The 16,218-nt window shown below is 65.5% G+C and carries 16 protein-coding genes; 7 read left to right on the top strand and 9 right to left on the bottom strand.

Features of this window, described 5'->3' with window-relative positions:
- Positions 1-57: 57 nt before the first annotated feature.
- From adhP to purT, 3 genes are all read right to left on the bottom strand, one after another.
- Complete coding sequence (gene adhP, locus CA260_RS06880; protein ID WP_111981654.1) at positions 58-1,095, bottom strand: alcohol dehydrogenase AdhP; 1,038 nt, start codon at positions 1,093-1,095, stop codon at positions 58-60.
- A 134-nt stretch (positions 1,096-1,229) separates the two neighbouring features.
- Positions 1,230-2,750, bottom strand: a complete 1,521-nt coding sequence (locus tag CA260_RS06875) for an FMN-binding glutamate synthase family protein (protein WP_111983041.1) — start codon at positions 2,748-2,750, stop codon at positions 1,230-1,232.
- A 159-nt stretch (positions 2,751-2,909) separates the two neighbouring features.
- A complete protein-coding gene (gene purT, locus CA260_RS06870) occupies positions 2,910-4,091 on the bottom strand; it encodes a formate-dependent phosphoribosylglycinamide formyltransferase (protein ID WP_111981651.1) in 1,182 nt (393 codons plus the stop codon).
- A gap of 147 nt (positions 4,092-4,238) precedes the next feature.
- On the opposite strand from purT, the gene CA260_RS06865 reads away from it, so the two are divergent.
- The 5 genes from CA260_RS06865 to CA260_RS06845 all read left to right on the top strand — a co-directional run bounded on the left by CA260_RS06865 (position 4,239) and on the right by CA260_RS06845 (position 7,965).
- A complete protein-coding gene (locus tag CA260_RS06865; RefSeq protein WP_111981648.1) occupies positions 4,239-5,756 on the top strand; it encodes a transglutaminase-like domain-containing protein in 1,518 nt (505 codons plus the stop codon).
- 64 nt (positions 5,757-5,820) lie between these two features.
- Complete coding sequence (locus tag CA260_RS06860) at positions 5,821-6,690, top strand: SPFH domain-containing protein (RefSeq protein WP_111981645.1); 870 nt, start codon at positions 5,821-5,823, stop codon at positions 6,688-6,690.
- Positions 6,691-6,930: 240 nt separating this feature from the next.
- On the top strand, positions 6,931-7,125 hold the full coding sequence (locus CA260_RS06855) for an Arc family DNA-binding protein (RefSeq protein WP_111981642.1): 195 nt from the start codon (positions 6,931-6,933) through the stop codon (positions 7,123-7,125).
- A gap of 99 nt (positions 7,126-7,224) precedes the next feature.
- Positions 7,225-7,422: a hypothetical protein gene (locus tag CA260_RS06850; protein ID WP_111981639.1), complete on the top strand. Its 198-nt coding sequence runs from the start codon at positions 7,225-7,227 to the stop codon at positions 7,420-7,422.
- A gap of 78 nt (positions 7,423-7,500) precedes the next feature.
- Entirely contained in the window at positions 7,501-7,965 is a 465-nt protein-coding gene (locus CA260_RS06845) for a DUF1203 domain-containing protein (RefSeq protein ID WP_111981637.1), read from the top strand.
- A gap of 6 nt (positions 7,966-7,971) precedes the next feature.
- Here the strand turns inward: CA260_RS06845 and CA260_RS06840 are convergent, their stop codons facing one another.
- Positions 7,972-8,358: a DUF423 domain-containing protein gene (locus tag CA260_RS06840; protein WP_111981635.1), complete on the bottom strand. Its 387-nt coding sequence runs from the start codon at positions 8,356-8,358 to the stop codon at positions 7,972-7,974.
- Positions 8,359-8,407: 49 nt separating this feature from the next.
- On the opposite strand from CA260_RS06840, the gene CA260_RS06835 reads away from it, so the two are divergent.
- Positions 8,408-9,046 (top strand): SCO family protein, encoded by a 639-nt coding sequence (locus CA260_RS06835; RefSeq protein ID WP_111981633.1) that lies wholly within the window; start codon positions 8,408-8,410, stop codon positions 9,044-9,046.
- The gene (locus CA260_RS06830; protein WP_111981631.1) at positions 9,043-9,516 is read left to right on the top strand and encodes a copper chaperone PCu(A)C; all 474 of its coding nucleotides are present in this window, start codon (positions 9,043-9,045) and stop codon (positions 9,514-9,516) included. Before CA260_RS06835 ends, CA260_RS06830 begins: the two co-directional genes overlap by 4 nt.
- Before the next feature lie 38 nt (positions 9,517-9,554).
- On the opposite strand, the gene CA260_RS06825 is transcribed toward CA260_RS06830, so the two are convergent.
- From CA260_RS06825 to CA260_RS06805, 5 genes are all read right to left on the bottom strand, one after another.
- Positions 9,555-10,451 carry a cytochrome c oxidase assembly protein gene (locus CA260_RS06825; RefSeq protein WP_111981629.1) on the bottom strand — a complete coding sequence of 299 codons (897 nt, stop codon included), beginning with the start codon at positions 10,449-10,451 and terminating at the stop codon, positions 9,555-9,557.
- A 49-nt stretch (positions 10,452-10,500) separates the two neighbouring features.
- A complete protein-coding gene (locus CA260_RS06820) occupies positions 10,501-12,408 on the bottom strand; it encodes a GldG family protein (RefSeq protein WP_111981627.1) in 1,908 nt (635 codons plus the stop codon).
- Positions 12,405-13,139, bottom strand: coding sequence for an ABC transporter permease subunit (locus CA260_RS06815; protein ID WP_111981625.1), 735 nt, complete (start codon positions 13,137-13,139; stop codon positions 12,405-12,407). The genes CA260_RS06820 and CA260_RS06815 overlap by 4 nt, the downstream gene beginning before the upstream one ends.
- Positions 13,136-14,068, bottom strand: coding sequence for an ABC transporter ATP-binding protein (locus CA260_RS06810; RefSeq protein WP_111981623.1), 933 nt, complete (start codon positions 14,066-14,068; stop codon positions 13,136-13,138). The genes CA260_RS06815 and CA260_RS06810 overlap by 4 nt, the downstream gene beginning before the upstream one ends.
- 165 nt (positions 14,069-14,233) lie before the next feature.
- Positions 14,234-15,589, bottom strand: coding sequence for a polyketide cyclase (locus CA260_RS06805; protein ID WP_111981621.1), 1,356 nt, complete (start codon positions 15,587-15,589; stop codon positions 14,234-14,236).
- Between the last annotated feature and the right edge of the window lie 629 nt (positions 15,590-16,218).

Genomic DNA, 16,218 nt, shown 5'->3' with positions numbered 1-16,218 from the left:
ATCATGCAGCACACATGTTGCGTTGATCGCGCACAGGGTGCGCTCCATCAGGGTGACTTACGGCGTGCCGATGTCGAGCACCACGCGTCCCTGGATATGCCCTTCGCGCAGCCCTTGCAGCACGTCGTTCACGTCCTCCAGCTTCCGTCGCTCGATCGTCGGTACCACCTTGCCTTCGGCGGCGAAGGCGACGGCCTCGGCCAGGTCCTTGCGCGTGCCGACGATGGAGCCGCGGATGGTGAGGCGCTTGAGCACGACATCGAAAATCGGCGTGGCGAAATCGCCCGGCGGCAAGCCGACCAGGCTCATGGTGCCGCGGCGACGCGTGAAGCTGAGCGCCTGCGAGAACGCCTTCGGCGACACCGCCGTGACCAGCACACCGTGCGCACCACCGCCGGTGGCATCCAGTACTTCTTCGACTGCTTGCGGACTGCGTGCATCGACCGTCGCGGAGGCGCCAAGCTTGCGTGCGAGGTCGAGCTTCTCTTCGGCCACATCCACCGCCACGACGTTCAGGCCCATCGCGGTCGCGTACTGGATGGCCAGATGGCCAAGTCCGCCGATGCCTGAAATGGCGATCCATTCGCCCGGACGCGCCTCGGTCTCGCGAATGCCCTTGTAGGTCGTCACTCCCGCGCAGAGGATGGGCGCCATCGCGGCGTAGTCGATGTCCTTCGGCAGTCGCGCCACGTAGGCGGCATGGCCGATCGCGTACTCGGCAAAACTGCCGTTCACGCTGTAACCGCTGTCGTGCTGTGCCTCGCACAGCGTTTCCCAGCCGGTGATGCAGTATTCGCAATGCCCGCACGCGTCGTGCAGCCAGGCGATACCCACCGGGTCGCCGACCTTCAGGCTGTCCACGGCATCGCCCAACGCGACTACCACGCCGACGCCTTCATGGCCGGGAATGAAAGGTGGTTGCGGTTTTACCGGCCAATCGCCATCCACCGCATGCACATCGGTGTGACAGACGCCGCTGCTGACGATCTTTACCAGCACTTCGCCGCGCCCAGGCGTGGGCACGGGCACTTCCTCGATACGCAGTGGTTCGCCGAAGCGGTGCGCGACGGCGGCCTTCATGGTCTTCGGTGCCATGAGCAATCTCCTTGAGGTCATGGAGCGCAGCTGACCGTCGCATCATGCGATTCGGCGTGGCTGCGCGATGGCTGCCTCAAGATGCCGTCCCCGCCGTGATAGACGGGTGACCTGGATCAGTCAGCTGTGACGCCTCAGGAGTTGACGGCGGCCTGCGGCATGACGGGATACGGATGCAGCTTGACCAATGGCACGGAAATGCCGTCGTCACCCACCACGCGGCAGTGCGTGCGATCGAGTTGCCGTGGCTCTTCCACGCCGCAGCTGTGCGCGATGATGCCCACCTCGTGCATCACGTTGGTGGCGTAGTGCGCCACGCGTTCGCCCTTGTCGGCGACCACCAGGCCGCGCTGCAGTTTCGGGTTCTGCGTGGTGATGCCGGTGGGGCACGTATTGCGATTGCATTGCAGCGACTGGATACAGCCCAGCGCCAGCATGAAGCCGCGTGCGGAATTGACGAAGTCCGCGCCCATCGACAGTGCCCATGCCACGTCGTACGCGGTGATGCATTTGCCCGAGCAGATCACCTTGATGCGTTCGCGCAAGCCTTTCACGATCAGCATGTCCACCAGCATCGGCAAGGCCTCGTGCAACGGCAGGCCCACGCCTTCCATCAGGGTCTGAGGCGCCGCGCCGGTGCCGCCTTCGGAGCCGTCGACGATGATGAAGTCGGGCGCGCTTTCGATGCCGCGCCTGTGCACTTCCTCGCACAGCTCCGCGATCCAGTCGACACCGCCGAAGACAGCCTTGAAGCCGACCGGCTTGCCGGTGAGCTCGCGGATGTGGCGAATCGCATCCATCAGCTCCGTCACGTTGCCAATGTCGAGATGGCGGTTGGGACTCTGCGAATCCTGTCCCACCGGAATGCCCCGGATTTCCGCGATTTCCGGCGTCACCTTCGCCGCCGGCAGCAGGCCGCCCATGCCGGGCTTGGCGCCCTGGCCGAGCTTGATGCTGACCATCTTCACCTGCTTGTGCGCGCAAATCGCCAGCAGCTTCTCGTCATCGAGCTTGCCGTCCGGCGTGCGCACGCCGTACTTGGCCGTGCCGATCTCGAAGATGATGTCGCAGCCGCCTTCCAGGTGATAAGGCGCGAGACCACCCTCGCCCGTGTCCATCCAGATGCCCGCCTTGGCCGCGCCACGCGACAGCGCGCGCACCGCTGGCGCGGAGAGCGCGCCGAAGCTCATCGCCGAGATGTTGAAGAACGCCGCGTGCTGGTAAGGCTCACGCGCATACGGCCCGAGGGTCACCGGACGCGGTTCGAGCTTCCGGTCTCCCAGCGCGGGAAATGGCGCATTGACGAAGAACGGCACGCCTTCGCCACGCAGGTCGCGGGTGGAACCGAACGCGTTGGTGTTGTCGACGTTCTTGGCCGCGCGATAGACCCACATGCGCTGCGCACGATTGAACGGCAGTTCCTCGCGATCGCTGGAGTACAGGTACTGGCGAAAGAACTCACCGAGGTGCAGGAACCAGTAACGGAAGTGGCCGATGACCGGATAATTGCGCAACACCGAGTTGCCGGTCTGGTGACGGTCCACGAACCACACCACCATGACGACGACGGCCAGCAGCACGAGCAGCAGCAGGAACAGGGCGGCGAAGGTTTCGACCACCACGACCAGCCAGCGCGCAAATCCCGACGGTTCCATCATTGCCTCCGGTTGTGATCGTTGTTTGTCCACTTCCCTCGGGCGAACGCGGGAAGTGGACTCTGCCAAGCAAGGGCTTCATCGGAATGCTGGCATCCGCGACGGCCGGCGCTGGTGTCCGCTTCCGATCCTCTCCTCAAAGCGCGCGAAAGGGAAGCGTCACAGCTCCACGCGCAGCATGTTCGCCGCCGCGATCGCCTTGGCCTTGGCCGTTTCGATGTCTTCATCGCGCGCGAGCGTGACCGCCATGCGTCGGCGTCCCTTGACCGTGGGTTTGCCGAAGATGCGCAGCTGCGTATCGGGCTGGCTCAACGCCTCCGCCACGTTGAGATAGCGCGGCGCGTCGCCATCGCCTTCCACCAGCACGGCGCAGGATGCCGATGGGCCCAGTTGGCGAATGGCCGGAATCGGCAGGCCGAGAATGGCGCGTGCATGCAGTGCGAACTCGGAGAGATCCTGCGAAATCAGGGTCACCAGACCAGTGTCGTGCGGGCGCGGGCTCACCTCCGAGAAGATCACGTGGTGACCCTTGACGAAGAATTCCACGCCGAACACGCCCCATCCGCCGAGTGCGCCCGTGATCGCCGCAGCCTGGCGCTGCGCCTCGACCAAGGCCGCATCGCTCATGGGCTGCGGTTGCCACGATTCGCGATAGTCGCCGTCCTCCTGGCGATGCCCGATGGGCGCGCAAAAACTCGCGCCATCCTTGTGCTGCACGGTCAGCAGGGTGATCTCGTAGTCGAAATCGACGAAGCCTTCGACGATCACCCTGCCCTTGCCGGCGCGCCCGCCGGACTGGGCGTAATCCCAGGCAGCCTGCAGCTCGTCTTCATGGCGCACCACGCTCTGCCCCTTGCCGGAAGAGCTCATTACGGGCTTGATCACGAACGGCAGGCCGATCTGAGCGGCGGCGTCGCGATATTCGGCCTCGGTCTCGCAGAAACGGTAAGGCGAGGTCGGCAGCTTCAGTTCTTCGGCGGCGAGACGGCGGATGCCTTCGCGGTCCATCGTGAGCCACGCGGCGCGGGCCGTGGGTATCACGCGCAGGCCGCCTTTTTCCAGTTCGAGCAGCGTCGGTGTGTGGATGGCTTCGATTTCCGGCACCACCAGGTCAGGCTTTTCCGCCTCGATCAGCTGGCGCAGCGCGGCGCCATCCAGCATGTCGATCACATGGCTGCGATGGGCCACCTGCATCGCCGGTGCATTTGCATAACGGTCCACCGCGATCACTTCCACGGCAAAGCGCTGCAGCTCGATGGCCACCTCCTTGCCGAGTTCGCCCGAACCCAGCAGCAGCACGCGCAGGGCGCGGTCGGAATAAGGCGTGCCAAACGGCTTCATTCGGTTTCTCTCCGGGGCGGCAAACACGCATTGTAAGCGGCCTGGACGGGACTCGCGGCGACCTTCGTCGCGACCTGCCGGAAGTCCCATTGACGAACGCCTCGAACCGGCATTGACTGTCATTGCCACCGTCCCCGCGGAACGACTATGCGCAACCGGACTGCCATGCTGTTGCTGGTGTTGTCGTTGTGCCCCTCCCCCTGGAGCACCACCCGGGCCGAGGCCGTGGCGTCGCCGGATACGACCTGGATGACCGTGCTTCTCGGCGGCCGCAAGATCGGCCACCTGGAAATCCGGCACGAGCGCGTCGGCGACGTCGTCACCACGACGCAGGACCTGGTGATCGAGCTCAATCGCAGCGGCAGCGGCATCCCGCTGGGCGTGCTGACCCGCAGCGTGGAAAGCAGCGCGGGCGAGCCGCTGGAGTTCTATGCTCGCAGCACGCTGTCCTCTACCGACACCATCGTGGAAGGCAAACGCCAGCCCGGCGGCGACTTCGCGGTGACCACCACCGTCGACGGCAACGCACGCCAGACCCTGCTGGTCTGGCCGCCCGGCGCGATGCTCAGCGAAGGGCAGCGCCTTGCCCTCGTCAACGCCGCGGGCAAGCCGGGCGAGAACTACACCATGGACATGTTCGACCCGGCCAGCCAGGCCGTCGCGCGGGTGGCGATGACGGTGATCGGCAACGAGAAGGTGACCCTGCCCGAAGGCAGCATGATCCTCAGCCACCAGCGCCAGGTGCTGAAGACTCCCCGCGGCTCGCAGACCATGGACCTGTGGCTGGACGACCAGGGCTACGCCCGCAAGGGCATGCTCGACATGCTGGGCCGAAAGCTGGAAATGCTCGCCTGCAGCCGCAAGTGCGCGATGGCGCCGGTACAGAAGATGGACATGTTCCGCGCCGCGATGGTCGATTCGCCGCGGCTGCTGCCAGCCTATCTGCGCAGCTCGTTCCTGCGTTACCGCGTTCGCGCGCCAGCCGGCGGTCCGCAACCGATCATCGGCACCGACGAACAGCACGTCCTCGACCTGGGGCGCGGCAACTGGCTGGTCGACGTGGGCAATCCCCAGCCCGGTGGCCAGGCGCCTCCGACCGCCGAGGACACGCTGCCCAATGCCTGGGTGCAATCGGATGCACCGGAAATCCGTGACCTCGCCAAGCGGGTGGTGGGCGACGCGCGGGACGACCTGCAGAAGATGCGCCGCCTGCGCAGCTTCGTCAGCGACTACATCACCCAGCACGGGCTCGACGTGGGCTACGCCTCGGCGCTGGAGGTGCTGCGCACCCATGACGGCGACTGCACCGAATACGCCGTGCTGCTCGCTGCGCTGGCGCGCGCCGAGCACATCCCGACACGGGTGGTGACCGGCATGGTCTATGCCGACCGCTTCTCCGGCGCTTCGCGCGTATTCGTTCCCCATGCCTGGGTGCAGTCCTGGATCAACGGACGTTGGCAGAGCTTCGACGCCGCCCTGCGCCACTTCGACAGCAGCCACATCGCCCTGGATACTGGCGACGGCGATCCGTGGCATTTCTTCAATGTGGCCAACCTGTTCGGCCAGCTGCACATCGAGGAAATCACCCCGACGGGCGAACTGGCGGGCAACCTGCCGCCACCGACGGTGGGCGAGCCGCCGGTAAGCGCCGGCAATGGCCGGTGAGCGAAGGCACTTGCCGATAGATATCATTTTGATATCAAATCCTCCCAACTAGGGAGGAATCACCATGAACGAGCGTCAGGGTTTTTCGGTTGCGGGCATACCGATGGTCTTTCTTTGCTTCCTGATGGGCCTGGGAAGCGTCGCGTTGTGGATGGAAACGGCCCGCGGCAGCGTGGGCTATCTTGGCCCGGCGGGCGTGCTGCTGATTGCGCTGGCGCTGCTCATGGTGAAGGGCTTCTTCCAGGTGGCGCCCAACGAGGGCCAGGTGTTGCAGCTGTTCGGCAAGTACGCGGGCACCGTCCGCGCGGAAGGCCTGCGCTGGACCAACCCGTTCTGCACGCGCCGTCGCGTCTCGCTGCGCGTGCGCAACTTCGAGAGCGGCAAGCTCAAGGTGAACGACAGCGACGGCAACCCGATCGAGATCGCGGCCGTGGTGGTGTGGCAGGTCATCGACACCGCCGAAGCCGTGTTCTGCGTGGACGACTACGAAAACTTCGTCACCATCCAGAGCGAATCCGCGCTGAGGCAGATGGCGCAGAACTATCCCTACGACGCGCACGACGACGGCAAACCCGCCCTGCGCAGCCACGGCGACGTCATCAACAACCATCTTCGCGACGAGATACAGGCCCGCCTGGACAAGGCCGGCGTGCGCGTGGTCGAAGCGCGCATCAGCCATCTCGCCTACGCGCAGGAAATCGCCCAGGCCATGCTGCAGCGCCAGCAGGCGAACGCCATCGTGGCGGCGCGCGAGCGCATCGTGGAAGGCGCCGTGGGCATGGTCGCGATGGCGCTCGACAAGCTGCGCCAGCAGGGCGTGGTGGAGTTGGACGAAGAGCGCAAGGCCGCCATGGTGAGCAACCTACTGGTCGTGCTTTGCGGCGATCGCGCCACGCAACCGGTGGTGAACGCCGGCACGCTCTATGGCGGTTAAGCGTCTGCTTTCATATTCCAAGTGCCTCGCGTTGCGCTTGCGCTGCCGCCAGTGGGCAGCGCCAGCCTGGCTGGCTGGCCAAGCCGCGCGCTGCCCACTGGCGGCAGCGCAAGCGCAACCCTTCGGGCCGGGTCTGTTTGCCCGCAGGGCTGCGTCATCGCTCAGTCGTGTATCGACATACACTCCTTCGCTCTTCCTTGCCCTTCGCGCAAACAGGTCCCGGCGCGAGGTACTTGGAATATGAAAGCAGACCCCAAAAAGGCCTACCCACTCCGCATCAGCGCTGCCGTACTCGAAGCCATGCAGCGCTGGGCCGACGATGATCTGCGCAGCGTCAACGCGCAGATCGAGTTCGTCTTGCGCGAAGCGTTGCGCAAGCAGGGGCGCCTGAAGAAGGAAACGGCCGAGCCCGTAGCCGACGACGACGCGGACTGAACACACGCGCCTTCTTCTCGGCGCTTCAACGCGTCTTGCACGGCCGCAGCGCTAGGTTTTCCACTTCCTCACATCGCGAGTGACAGCCGGAGAACTCCTATGGCCACCGATTACGCCCCCCTCCCTGACGGCCCGGTCCTTTGCGACAGCTGCTCCAAGGCGGGCAAACAGGTCGAAATGCAACCGCAGGACATGCTTCCGCCCGACGCGCTCGAGTGGGCGAAGCGGGAAGACGCGGAACTGCAGAGTTACCGTTGCCCCGCATGCGAGACGGTGAACGTATTTCGCGTGGATTGAACGCCGCGTCGCAAGAACCGGATAGTGGAAGCAGGACCTGCGCGGCAAGCTGCATGCACCGTTTCAAGGAGCAATGTCATGCACTTCCGCATCACGGGCCTGCCCGCCGAACCCTTCGCCGAACTGTTTGGCCTTTCCGATGAGGCGCTCGCCGAACGCCGCGCGGTGCGCGTCGTGGCCGACCAGCCGCACGGATACCCCTGCCGCGTCAGCCTCACGGATGCCGAGCCGGGGCAGTCCCTGATCCTGCTGCACTACGAGCACCACCCGGTGGATTCGCCCTTCCGCTCCAGCCACGCCATCTACATCCGCGAAGGCGAACAACAGTACGACCGGGTGGATGAAGTGCCGGACCAGCTTCGCCGCCGCCTGCTCTCCGTGCGAGGCTTTGACGGACAAGGCATGTTGCGTGATGCGGATGTGGCCCAGGGCACGGCGCTGGAACCGCTGATCGAACGCCTGTTCAGCGACACGAAGGTGTCCTACCTGCACATCCACATGGCTCGTCCCGGATGCTACGCGGCGCGGGTGGAGCGCGCCTGATCCCGCCTAGCGGGAAGCACGCGACAACTGCGGTGCCAGCGCAACGCCCAAAGCGAGCCAGCCCGCGATGAACGCCACGCCGCCCAGCGGCGTGATGGCGCCAGACCAGCGCGGTGCGCCCAAGGCCAGGGCGTACAGGCTGCCGCTGAACAGCACGATGCCGAACGGAAAAGCCACCAGCGCCATGCGGCGCGCACGTCCGGGGCTGGCGAACGCCGCAAGCACCAGCGCGAGCGCATGCCAGAAGTGATAACTCACGGCGGTGTGCCACAGCTCGCTGCCGCGCGCATCGAGCACGTCGCGCAAGGCATGCGCGCCAAAGGCACCGAACATCACGGCGCTCGCGCCCACGAGCCCGATGAGCACACCAGTGGCAAAGGATGGGTGTCGCATGGATAACGCTTCCCTCAACGGCCGGCGGCCAGTGTCGTATGCTGACGGGATGATTCCCATCCATTTTCGCACGACGCTTCGCCGGGCCAGTCGCCTGGCCCTGGTGTTCTCGTTGCTGTTCGGAAGCCTGCTGCTGGCCGCTTGCCATCGCGGCGATGACGTCCAGTGGCGGCTCACCGATGTCGCCGGGCACATGCCCGACCTGGATTTCCGGCTGGTCGACGACCAGGGCAAGGCCGTCACCGGGCAGGACTACCGCGGCAAGGTGGTGCTGCTCTATTTCGGCTACACCCATTGCCCCGACGTCTGCCCGTTGACGCTCGCCCAGCTGCACGTGGTGATGCAGCGCCTCGGCCCGCTGGCTGACGGTGCGCGCATCCTGTTCGTGAGCGTGGACCCGGCGCGCGATACGCCCGACATCATGCACGCCTATGTGAACGCGTTCGATCCTCGCGCCGTCGGCCTGTCCGGCACGCCTCGGGAGATCGAGGCGCTGAGCAAGCGCTACCGCTCCGCGTTCACCCGAGAGCCCGACAAGGGCGATGGCCAGTACGAGGTGAGCCACAGCTCGGCCATCTACGTCTTCGATCGCGACGGCAAGGCCCGCCTGCTGGCGACGCCGGGCAATCCGCAGGACGATCTCGTCCACGACCTGCACCTGATGTTGAGCCTGGGGAATCGCTCATGATCGTCCGCATCGCACGCACCCTGCCCTTGTTCGCGGCCGGGTGGCTGTTGGCCCTGTCGGCCTATGCCAACGAAGCCGAACACATCCGTGCCACGCAGGCGTGGATTCGCGTCCTGCCGGGCGACCTGCCCGCAGGCGGCTATGTCGTGCTGGAAAACACCGGCGACCAACCGGCCACGCTGCGCAGTGCAAGCAGCGCGCGCTACGGCAGCGTGATGCTGCACAAGAGCAGCTCCGAAGGCGGCGTCAGCCGCATGGCCATGGTGGAAAACCTGGTGATTCCCGCGCACGGCAAGGCCGAACTGGCCCCCGGCGGCTATCACCTGATGATGAGCAAGGCGAATCCGCCGGTGAAAGCGGGCGACGATGTGAAGCTCACTTTCCACTTCAGCGATGGCAGCGTGCTGGACACGGATTTCGCCGCGCGCCCGGCGAACGCCACCGATGCCGGCGACGCCCACGCGCACTGAGTTCCTGCTGCAGGAGCGCACCCGGTGCGCGATGACGCCTACCGAGGCACGGCAGGTTCGCGCACCGGCTGCGTTGCCGTAACGGGCGACGCAGCCTGGCGCCGCGGCCACGGCTTCCGACGAATGCGCCCCTTGCGCGAAAGGCGCAACCATTGCCGCATGGCCAGCAGGCCACCGATGGATTCGATGATCGCCGCCGGCACCCACATGATCACGCCGCCGACCAGCTGTGCCGTGAGCACGTTGAAGGTGAAGGCGCGCCCACAGATTTCGAAGATCGGGTAGAGATCGGTCTTCGAGAACGTGACGATGGCGCCGGCGAGAATCTGCGGCGTCATCGTGATGCCTGGCGAAAGCACGCGCATGCCCGGCGTCATGCGGCCCGGCGGACGCGGCCGGTGGTCCAGCACCAGCCACCAGTAGCTGAAACCACTGACCAGCATCGACCAGTTCATGAAGCGGTAGATGCGCCAGTCCAGCATCGCCAGCGTCTGCATCGATGGAATCAGCCAGACGAGGATGAAGGCGACAAACAGGACCGTCACGACCGCCGGGTTCAGGAACACGGCACTGAACAACCGCCACGGCCACGACCGCAACACCGGGCGAAGCAAACGGACGCGCCACGTCAAGGACAGGCCCTTGCGCAGCACCGTTCCAGGATAGGACGCAACGATCAGCAGCGGCGCCAGGTGATGCAACAGCACCTGCTGGATACGATGCATGAAGAACTCATGCTCGAAGAAGAAATCCAGATAGGTATGCAGCGACACATAGATCATCGCCATGCCGAGCCAGAACGCGAGTTGGCGGCCGATGCCGACCGGCAGGCGACGACAACCGCGCACGTACAGCACGCCGCAGGCCACGAAGGTCAGCAGGAACACCCAGGAAAACTCCCAGGGCACGATCCACTTGATCACGCTTGCCATCATCGAACGAATCCGCGACTCAACGGCGACCGCACATCATAGCCTGCCCGCCTCAGCCTGAGACCCGGCGACGGCTACGGCGCGAACGACGCCAGCCATAGAGCAGGCCGAACAGCGTCACCAGAGACGGCACCAGCACGATGTTGATGAACTTGAGACGCAGCCCCAGCGCGTCGATCTCGGCATTGAACTGGTGCTGCACGTCGCGCAGCTCCTTGTTGATCGCCAGCTGCCGCCGCAGGAACTGCTCGATCTCCGCTCGCTGTTCCGCGCTCGCGGTGTCGGCGCGCGCGGCCTTGGCGGGCTGCAGCTCGCTCAGGCGGGAACGCGTGACGGCCAGCTCGCGCTGCAGCTCCTGTTTCTTCGCCAGGTACTTCTGGTCGGCCGCACTCTGCAACGCCAGCACGCGCGTGAACGGCCGCTGCGAGCTGACCCTGCCGTGGATGGACAGCAGCGCGGAGGAGCCGCTGAGGTTGTCCGCGATATTGGTGACGAAGTCGCCGTTGTTGGCGAGGGCACTGAGCTGCGGCTGGCCGAGCAGGCTCTGCGTATAGGACACCCACAGGCGATCGCTGAGCAGATCGGTATCCGCCACCAGGATCACTTCGGCATTGTCGCCGGAGACGCCCAGATGGCCTGCGAGCTTGGCCCGTTCCGGAAACGCACTGGCGAAGGTGCCGCGCAGGCGTGCCGCGATCACGTAGTGATTGTTGTCCGGCTTGTAGTTGTCCAGCAGGCCGCCCGGATTGTTGATCGACTCGCGCACCCGCTGACTGGGCACGACTTCCGCGTCGGTCGTGCTCTGCATCAACGGCTGCAGGCGCGAAGTGGTTCCCGGCGAGAGATCGAAGTAGCCGGCGCTGGAGATGTTGATGCGCTGCAGGCTGGCGGTGATCACGTCGTCGTGGCTGAGCTCCTGCTGTCCCAGGCCGAGCATCGCCGGATGACTCATCGAGCTGCTGTCGGCCAGCTCGATGCGCAGCGCGCGCGAGCGATCCAGCACGACCTTCTGGGGGTCGTACTGCACGCCCCAGGTCTCGAACAACTTCGCCAGGTCCGAATTGTGGTCGTCGGTGTTGCCGTTGCTGTCCACGAACGGCGTGTTGTCCATTTCCGCCACCGGATCGACGAACACCACCAGATGCCCGCCGCGCAGCACGTACTGGTCGATCGCATAGAGCGCATCCGCCGGCAGGTGCTTGGGGTGGATGACCAGCAGCGCCTTGATGTCGCTGTCGATGCGGGTGAGCTTGCTCGCATCCAGCGCCTTGACGTCGAACTGCTGCCCCAGCTGGCGCATCACCGTCCACGGCTGCTCGCCAATCACCGGATTGCCTTCCACCGGCAGGCTGGTGATCAGCCCCACGTGCGGCTTGGAGGGCTGGTCCAGCTCATAGAGCAGCTTGGCGATGTCGTACTCGAGGAAGGTTTCGCGCGAGGGATCGAGCAGCGGGATGCTCAGTGTGTTGCCTGGCAGGCGCTCTTCGTTCTCGCTCTCGCTGTCCGCGTTGGCCGGCAAGGTATTGCCCACGAGGCCGAAGAAGACGCGCTCGCCATTGCTGCCGCCGTTGATCGGCGTGAGGCCATAGCCTTCGGCACTGACTTCGTCGTCGGAGTACGGCACTGGATCCACGAACTGCAGCCGCAGTCGCCCGTGCGAGCGGGCCACCATTTCCTGCAGCATTTCCCTGACGCGCTGCTCATAGGTGCGCAGCTGCGGCAGATCGCGCGCGGCATGCTCGGAGAAATACAGCGTGAGCTTCAGCGGCGCACGCAGGTTGTCCACGATGTGGGCGGTGCCGGGCGTCAGCGTGTACAGCCGATCGGACGTGAGGTCGATGCGACCCAGCCGCAGCCACCGGCTGCTGCCCAGGGTGATGGCGACGAATACGACGGCAAGCAGCACCAGCGCGGCAAGCAGCACGAGACGGCGACGGGAATGCACGCGCGTCATGCTCATGGCGTCCGCTTCAGGTCGAGCACCAGCACGCCGGCGGTCAACCAGGCTGCCATGCTCAGCACGAAATACAACAGGTCACGCAGGTCCAGCACGCCACGCGCAATCGCCTCGAAGTGGCGAAGCATGCTCAGGTGCGCAAGACCGTTCACCAGCTTCCGCGGCAGCGCGCCCTGGAAGAATTCCATCACCTGCGGCTGCCCCACCAGGATCAACAGGAAGCACACCACCAGCGTCAGCACGAAGGCCACCACCTGGCTCTGCGTCACCGCCGACAGGCAGGCGCCGATCGCGAGGAAGGCGCCGGCCATCAGCCAGCTGCCGATGTAGCTGGCGAGGATCACGCCGTTGTCCGGCGAACCCAGGTAGTTCACCGTGAGCCAGATCGGAAACGTCAGGAACAAGGCGAGGCCGATGAACAGCCATGCCGCGATGAACTTGCCCAGCATCGCCTGGCCCAGCGTGAGCGGCAGGCTGAGCAGCAATTCCAGCGTGCCGCCCTTGGCCTCCTCGGCCCACATGCGCATCGATACGGCCGGCACCAATACCAGGTAAAGCCAGGGATGCATCACGAAGAACGGCTGCAGGTCGGCCTGCCTGCGCTCGTAGAAATCACCGGCGTAGAAGGTGAGGATGCCGGACATCACCAGGAAGATCACCAGGAACACATACGCCACCGGCGTGACGAAGTAGCTGCGCAACTCGCGCCGCATCACCGCAGCAACGGGACTCATGCCTTGCCCTCGGCGCCGGTGGTGATGTGGCGGAACACTTCGTCCAGGCGGCCTCGTTCCAGCTGGATTTCCGACACTTCCAGCCCTTGCTGGCGCAGCAGGGTTTCCACCGGCTCCAGGATGCGTTCGCCCGGACGCGGGAACACGGTGATGCGCCCGTCCAGCGGATCCACCTCGATCGACGCCACCTGCGGCAGGCGGCCCAGCATTTCCTGCGACACGCCGCTGCCCGGCGCGCTGAACGACACCGCGCCGTGGTAACGCGAACGCGCCTCCAGCTCGGCCGGCGTGGCGTCGGCCAACAGCTTGCCGTTGGCGATGATCACCACGCGATTGCAGAGCGCATGCACTTCTTCCAGCAGGTGCGTGGAGATGAGGATGGTGCGGTCCCGCGCCATCGCGTCGATCAGCTGCCGCACGGTGTGCTTCTGGTTCGGGTCGAGGCCATCGGTGGGCTCGTCCAGCATCAGCACCTGCGGGTTGTGCACGATCGCCTGCGCCAGGCCTACGCGGCGGCGCAGGCCCTTGGACAGCGTGTCGATGCACTGGTCGAGTACGCCTTCCAGTTGCAGGCCACCCACCACGCGCTCGAAACGGCGATAGCCCTCCTCGCGCTGCAGGCCGCGCATGCGGATGACGAAGGTGAGGAACTCGCGCACCGTCAGCTCGCCATAGCTCGGTGCACCTTCCGGCAGATAGCCGAGCGCGCGCTTGGCCTTCAGCGGCTCCTTGAGCACATCGTGGCCGCAGACACGCGCCGTGCCCGAACTGGGCGCGAGGAAGCCGGCGATCATGCGCATCACCGTGGTCTTGCCGGCGCCATTGGGGCCAAGGAGTCCCAGCACCTGGCCCGGTTCGGCGCGGAAGCTCAGCGAATCCACGGCGGTCAGGGCGCCGTAGCGCCGGGTGAGCTGTTCGGTTTCGATCATGTCCGGTCGAGGCAGGAGGCGGCCGCGCGATGCGCAAGGCCTTCGTGGATCAGCGAGTCGACCTGCAATGTAACCGAAAAGTTCGCCGTTACCGGTCGATGCACGCATCAGAAATGAAAAGGCCCTTCGCGAGGAAGGGCCTTTTCGATGCATTGCCTGGGCGGCTTACTTGCCGGCGGTGCCGGCTTCGGCAGGAGCCGCGGCCGTACCGGACGAAGCCGGAGCCTGCTGGTCGGTGCCCTGGTCCAGCGACGGCGGCTTGATGCCGGCTTCCTGTTCCGGGGTCTGTTCCGGCGCCCAGCTCAGCGGCAGGTACACGTCGAATTCGGCGTACTGCGTGACCTGGTCGCCCTGCTTCACTTCCGGCTTGGCTTCGATGTCGTAGAAGCGGTTCACCACTTCGTCGAACTTGTAGCCGTGGGTCTGCGCATAGGCCTTCATCAGGTCGCGGGTCTGCGGCACGCCGGCGGCGGTGCCATTCCACACGGCCTTGAGGGCCGGGCCACCGAAGGCCAGGAACGCGCGCACGTCGTTGTCGACGATCAGGCGGCCGAAGCGGTCATGGCCACCCGGGGTGTTGTCGGCCGGGTTGGCGGCAGCGGCATCGCCACTGGTGCTGGCGCTGGCGGCGTTCGACAGGTCAGGCGACTTGGCGGCAGCGAGCTCCACGGTCTGGCCACCGACATTCAGGCTGGTCGCGCTGATCGGCATGGCCACGTCGAAGGAGTAGGTCTGGTCGCCGTAGTTGGTGGTGTAGATGATGCGCGGACCGGTGGTGGTCACGCCCAGCTTCTTGGCGGCCGCCTGGATCTGGCCGACGGCCTTGTCGGTCGCATCGTTGAGGGCCTCGAGGCCACCCTTGCGCTCGATCGAGGTCGACACCAGCAGCACCGGCGTCGGCTGGGTCTGCTCGATGTACGGGATCAGCTTGGTGTAGTCGACGTTCTGCACGCCGGCCAGCACGTTCTGCAGGTTGTTCAGGGTGAACTGGATGAAGGCATCCGGGTCGCCATGAATGTAGAGGTTCGAATAACGGTTGATCAGGTTGAAGCCGTAGGCCACGTCATACGACCAGGTGGCCTTGGTCAGCTGGCCACGGCTGCCCTGACGCTCGAGGTCGAGCGTGAAGTGCTTGTCGTTGCCGCGCCAGTCGTTGTCCAGGTTCCAGACGATGGAAGCCTTGCGGGCCTGCGCGTCGACCTTGTCGAAGCTCGGATCGGCCGAAGCGATGGTCAGCTTGCCGTTGCCGACCTTCTCGTCCTGGCTGGACCAGGACACCTCGGCACCCGGGCCATAGGCCTTGCCGGAGAAGTCGAACTTGATGTTGCGGTCGTACTCGCGCTGCACGGTGTATTCCGGGAAGCGGCGGAAGTTGCTCAGCACGTCATAGACCTGACGCATGTCCTTGCCGATGACCAACGACCTTTCCACATGGCCGCTGCCAGGCATAACCACGCCCACCACCACCGCCACGACGGCGACGATGACCAGGGCAACAATAAATTCAAGAACACGCATCATTCCGGGGTTCTCCGCACGTCTCTCTGTATACGGCACTAAGGGCAGTCGAGTCGCCGGAGACCGGCCAGCCACGGGAAATTCCCGAAGAATTACGTCGTGACGGGGGGTCGGCCAGCGCCGAAGCCACCGATACTACTTGTTCACGCGCAGGAACGCCATCCGGCTACTGAGGCGACACTGAGCCCGTATCGCCATCGTCACCCGCCCTGTCTGTTCGCAGGCCACAGGGCCGTTGGTGAAGGCAGACTGGCCGTCTGTCGAGCCAACGGACCGAAGGCATGCGGACAGACAGGGCGGGCCCACGGGGTGATGCCTGGAAGGCCCGCCGACTGCGCCGCGCGGCTTGGCAAGACGGCCAGTCTTCCCGGCGCCACGCGACACACCCGGCGGGCCTTCCAGGCATCATGACGATGGCGATACGGGCTCAGTGTTGCCTCATTGGCCTTCCAGACGCCCGCGAATGGCTGTGGCACTAGGGCTGGCGGCGTAGCGTCAGACCTTACGCATGCACACGGGAAAGCTGCATGGGCCTTCGCCCTGTACCGGCGCCGGGCCGGCGCCTGGAGAGGTTTGCATGGATGCCGCGACGGCTTCCGAGGGACGGTGCCCGCCTGCGGGCGGGCCTCGCG

The organism is Dyella jiangningensis (genome assembly GCF_003264855.1).
Lineage (GTDB): Bacteria > Pseudomonadota > Gammaproteobacteria > Xanthomonadales > Rhodanobacteraceae > Dyella > Dyella jiangningensis_C.
The sequence above is the reverse complement of the archived record's forward strand: the minus strand, read 5'-3'. Positions and strand labels throughout refer to the sequence as shown.

Excerpts from the sequence above, each read along its gene's own strand:
- adhP (WP_111981654.1), bottom strand. The coding sequence starts at position 1,095 with ATGGCACCGAAGACCATGAAGGCCGCCGTCGCGCACCGCTTCGGCGAA.
- CA260_RS06875 (WP_111983041.1), bottom strand. The coding sequence starts at position 2,750 with ATGGAACCGTCGGGATTTGCGCGCTGGCTGGTCGTGGTGGTCGAAACC.
- purT (WP_111981651.1), bottom strand. The coding sequence starts at position 4,091 with ATGAAGCCGTTTGGCACGCCTTATTCCGACCGCGCCCTGCGCGTGCTG.
- CA260_RS06865 (WP_111981648.1), top strand. The coding sequence starts at position 4,239 with ATGCGCAACCGGACTGCCATGCTGTTGCTGGTGTTGTCGTTGTGCCCC.
- CA260_RS06860 (WP_111981645.1), top strand. The coding sequence starts at position 5,821 with ATGAACGAGCGTCAGGGTTTTTCGGTTGCGGGCATACCGATGGTCTTT.
- CA260_RS06855 (WP_111981642.1), top strand. The coding sequence starts at position 6,931 with ATGAAAGCAGACCCCAAAAAGGCCTACCCACTCCGCATCAGCGCTGCC.
- CA260_RS06850 (WP_111981639.1), top strand. The coding sequence starts at position 7,225 with ATGGCCACCGATTACGCCCCCCTCCCTGACGGCCCGGTCCTTTGCGAC.
- CA260_RS06845 (WP_111981637.1), top strand. The coding sequence starts at position 7,501 with ATGCACTTCCGCATCACGGGCCTGCCCGCCGAACCCTTCGCCGAACTG.
- CA260_RS06840 (WP_111981635.1), bottom strand. The coding sequence starts at position 8,358 with ATGCGACACCCATCCTTTGCCACTGGTGTGCTCATCGGGCTCGTGGGC.
- CA260_RS06835 (WP_111981633.1), top strand. The coding sequence starts at position 8,408 with ATGATTCCCATCCATTTTCGCACGACGCTTCGCCGGGCCAGTCGCCTG.
- CA260_RS06830 (WP_111981631.1), top strand. The coding sequence starts at position 9,043 with ATGATCGTCCGCATCGCACGCACCCTGCCCTTGTTCGCGGCCGGGTGG.
- CA260_RS06825 (WP_111981629.1), bottom strand. The coding sequence starts at position 10,451 with ATGATGGCAAGCGTGATCAAGTGGATCGTGCCCTGGGAGTTTTCCTGG.
- CA260_RS06820 (WP_111981627.1), bottom strand. The coding sequence starts at position 12,408 with ATGAGCATGACGCGCGTGCATTCCCGTCGCCGTCTCGTGCTGCTTGCC.
- CA260_RS06815 (WP_111981625.1), bottom strand. The coding sequence starts at position 13,139 with ATGAGTCCCGTTGCTGCGGTGATGCGGCGCGAGTTGCGCAGCTACTTC.
- CA260_RS06810 (WP_111981623.1), bottom strand. The coding sequence starts at position 14,068 with ATGATCGAAACCGAACAGCTCACCCGGCGCTACGGCGCCCTGACCGCC.
- CA260_RS06805 (WP_111981621.1), bottom strand. The coding sequence starts at position 15,589 with ATGATGCGTGTTCTTGAATTTATTGTTGCCCTGGTCATCGTCGCCGTC.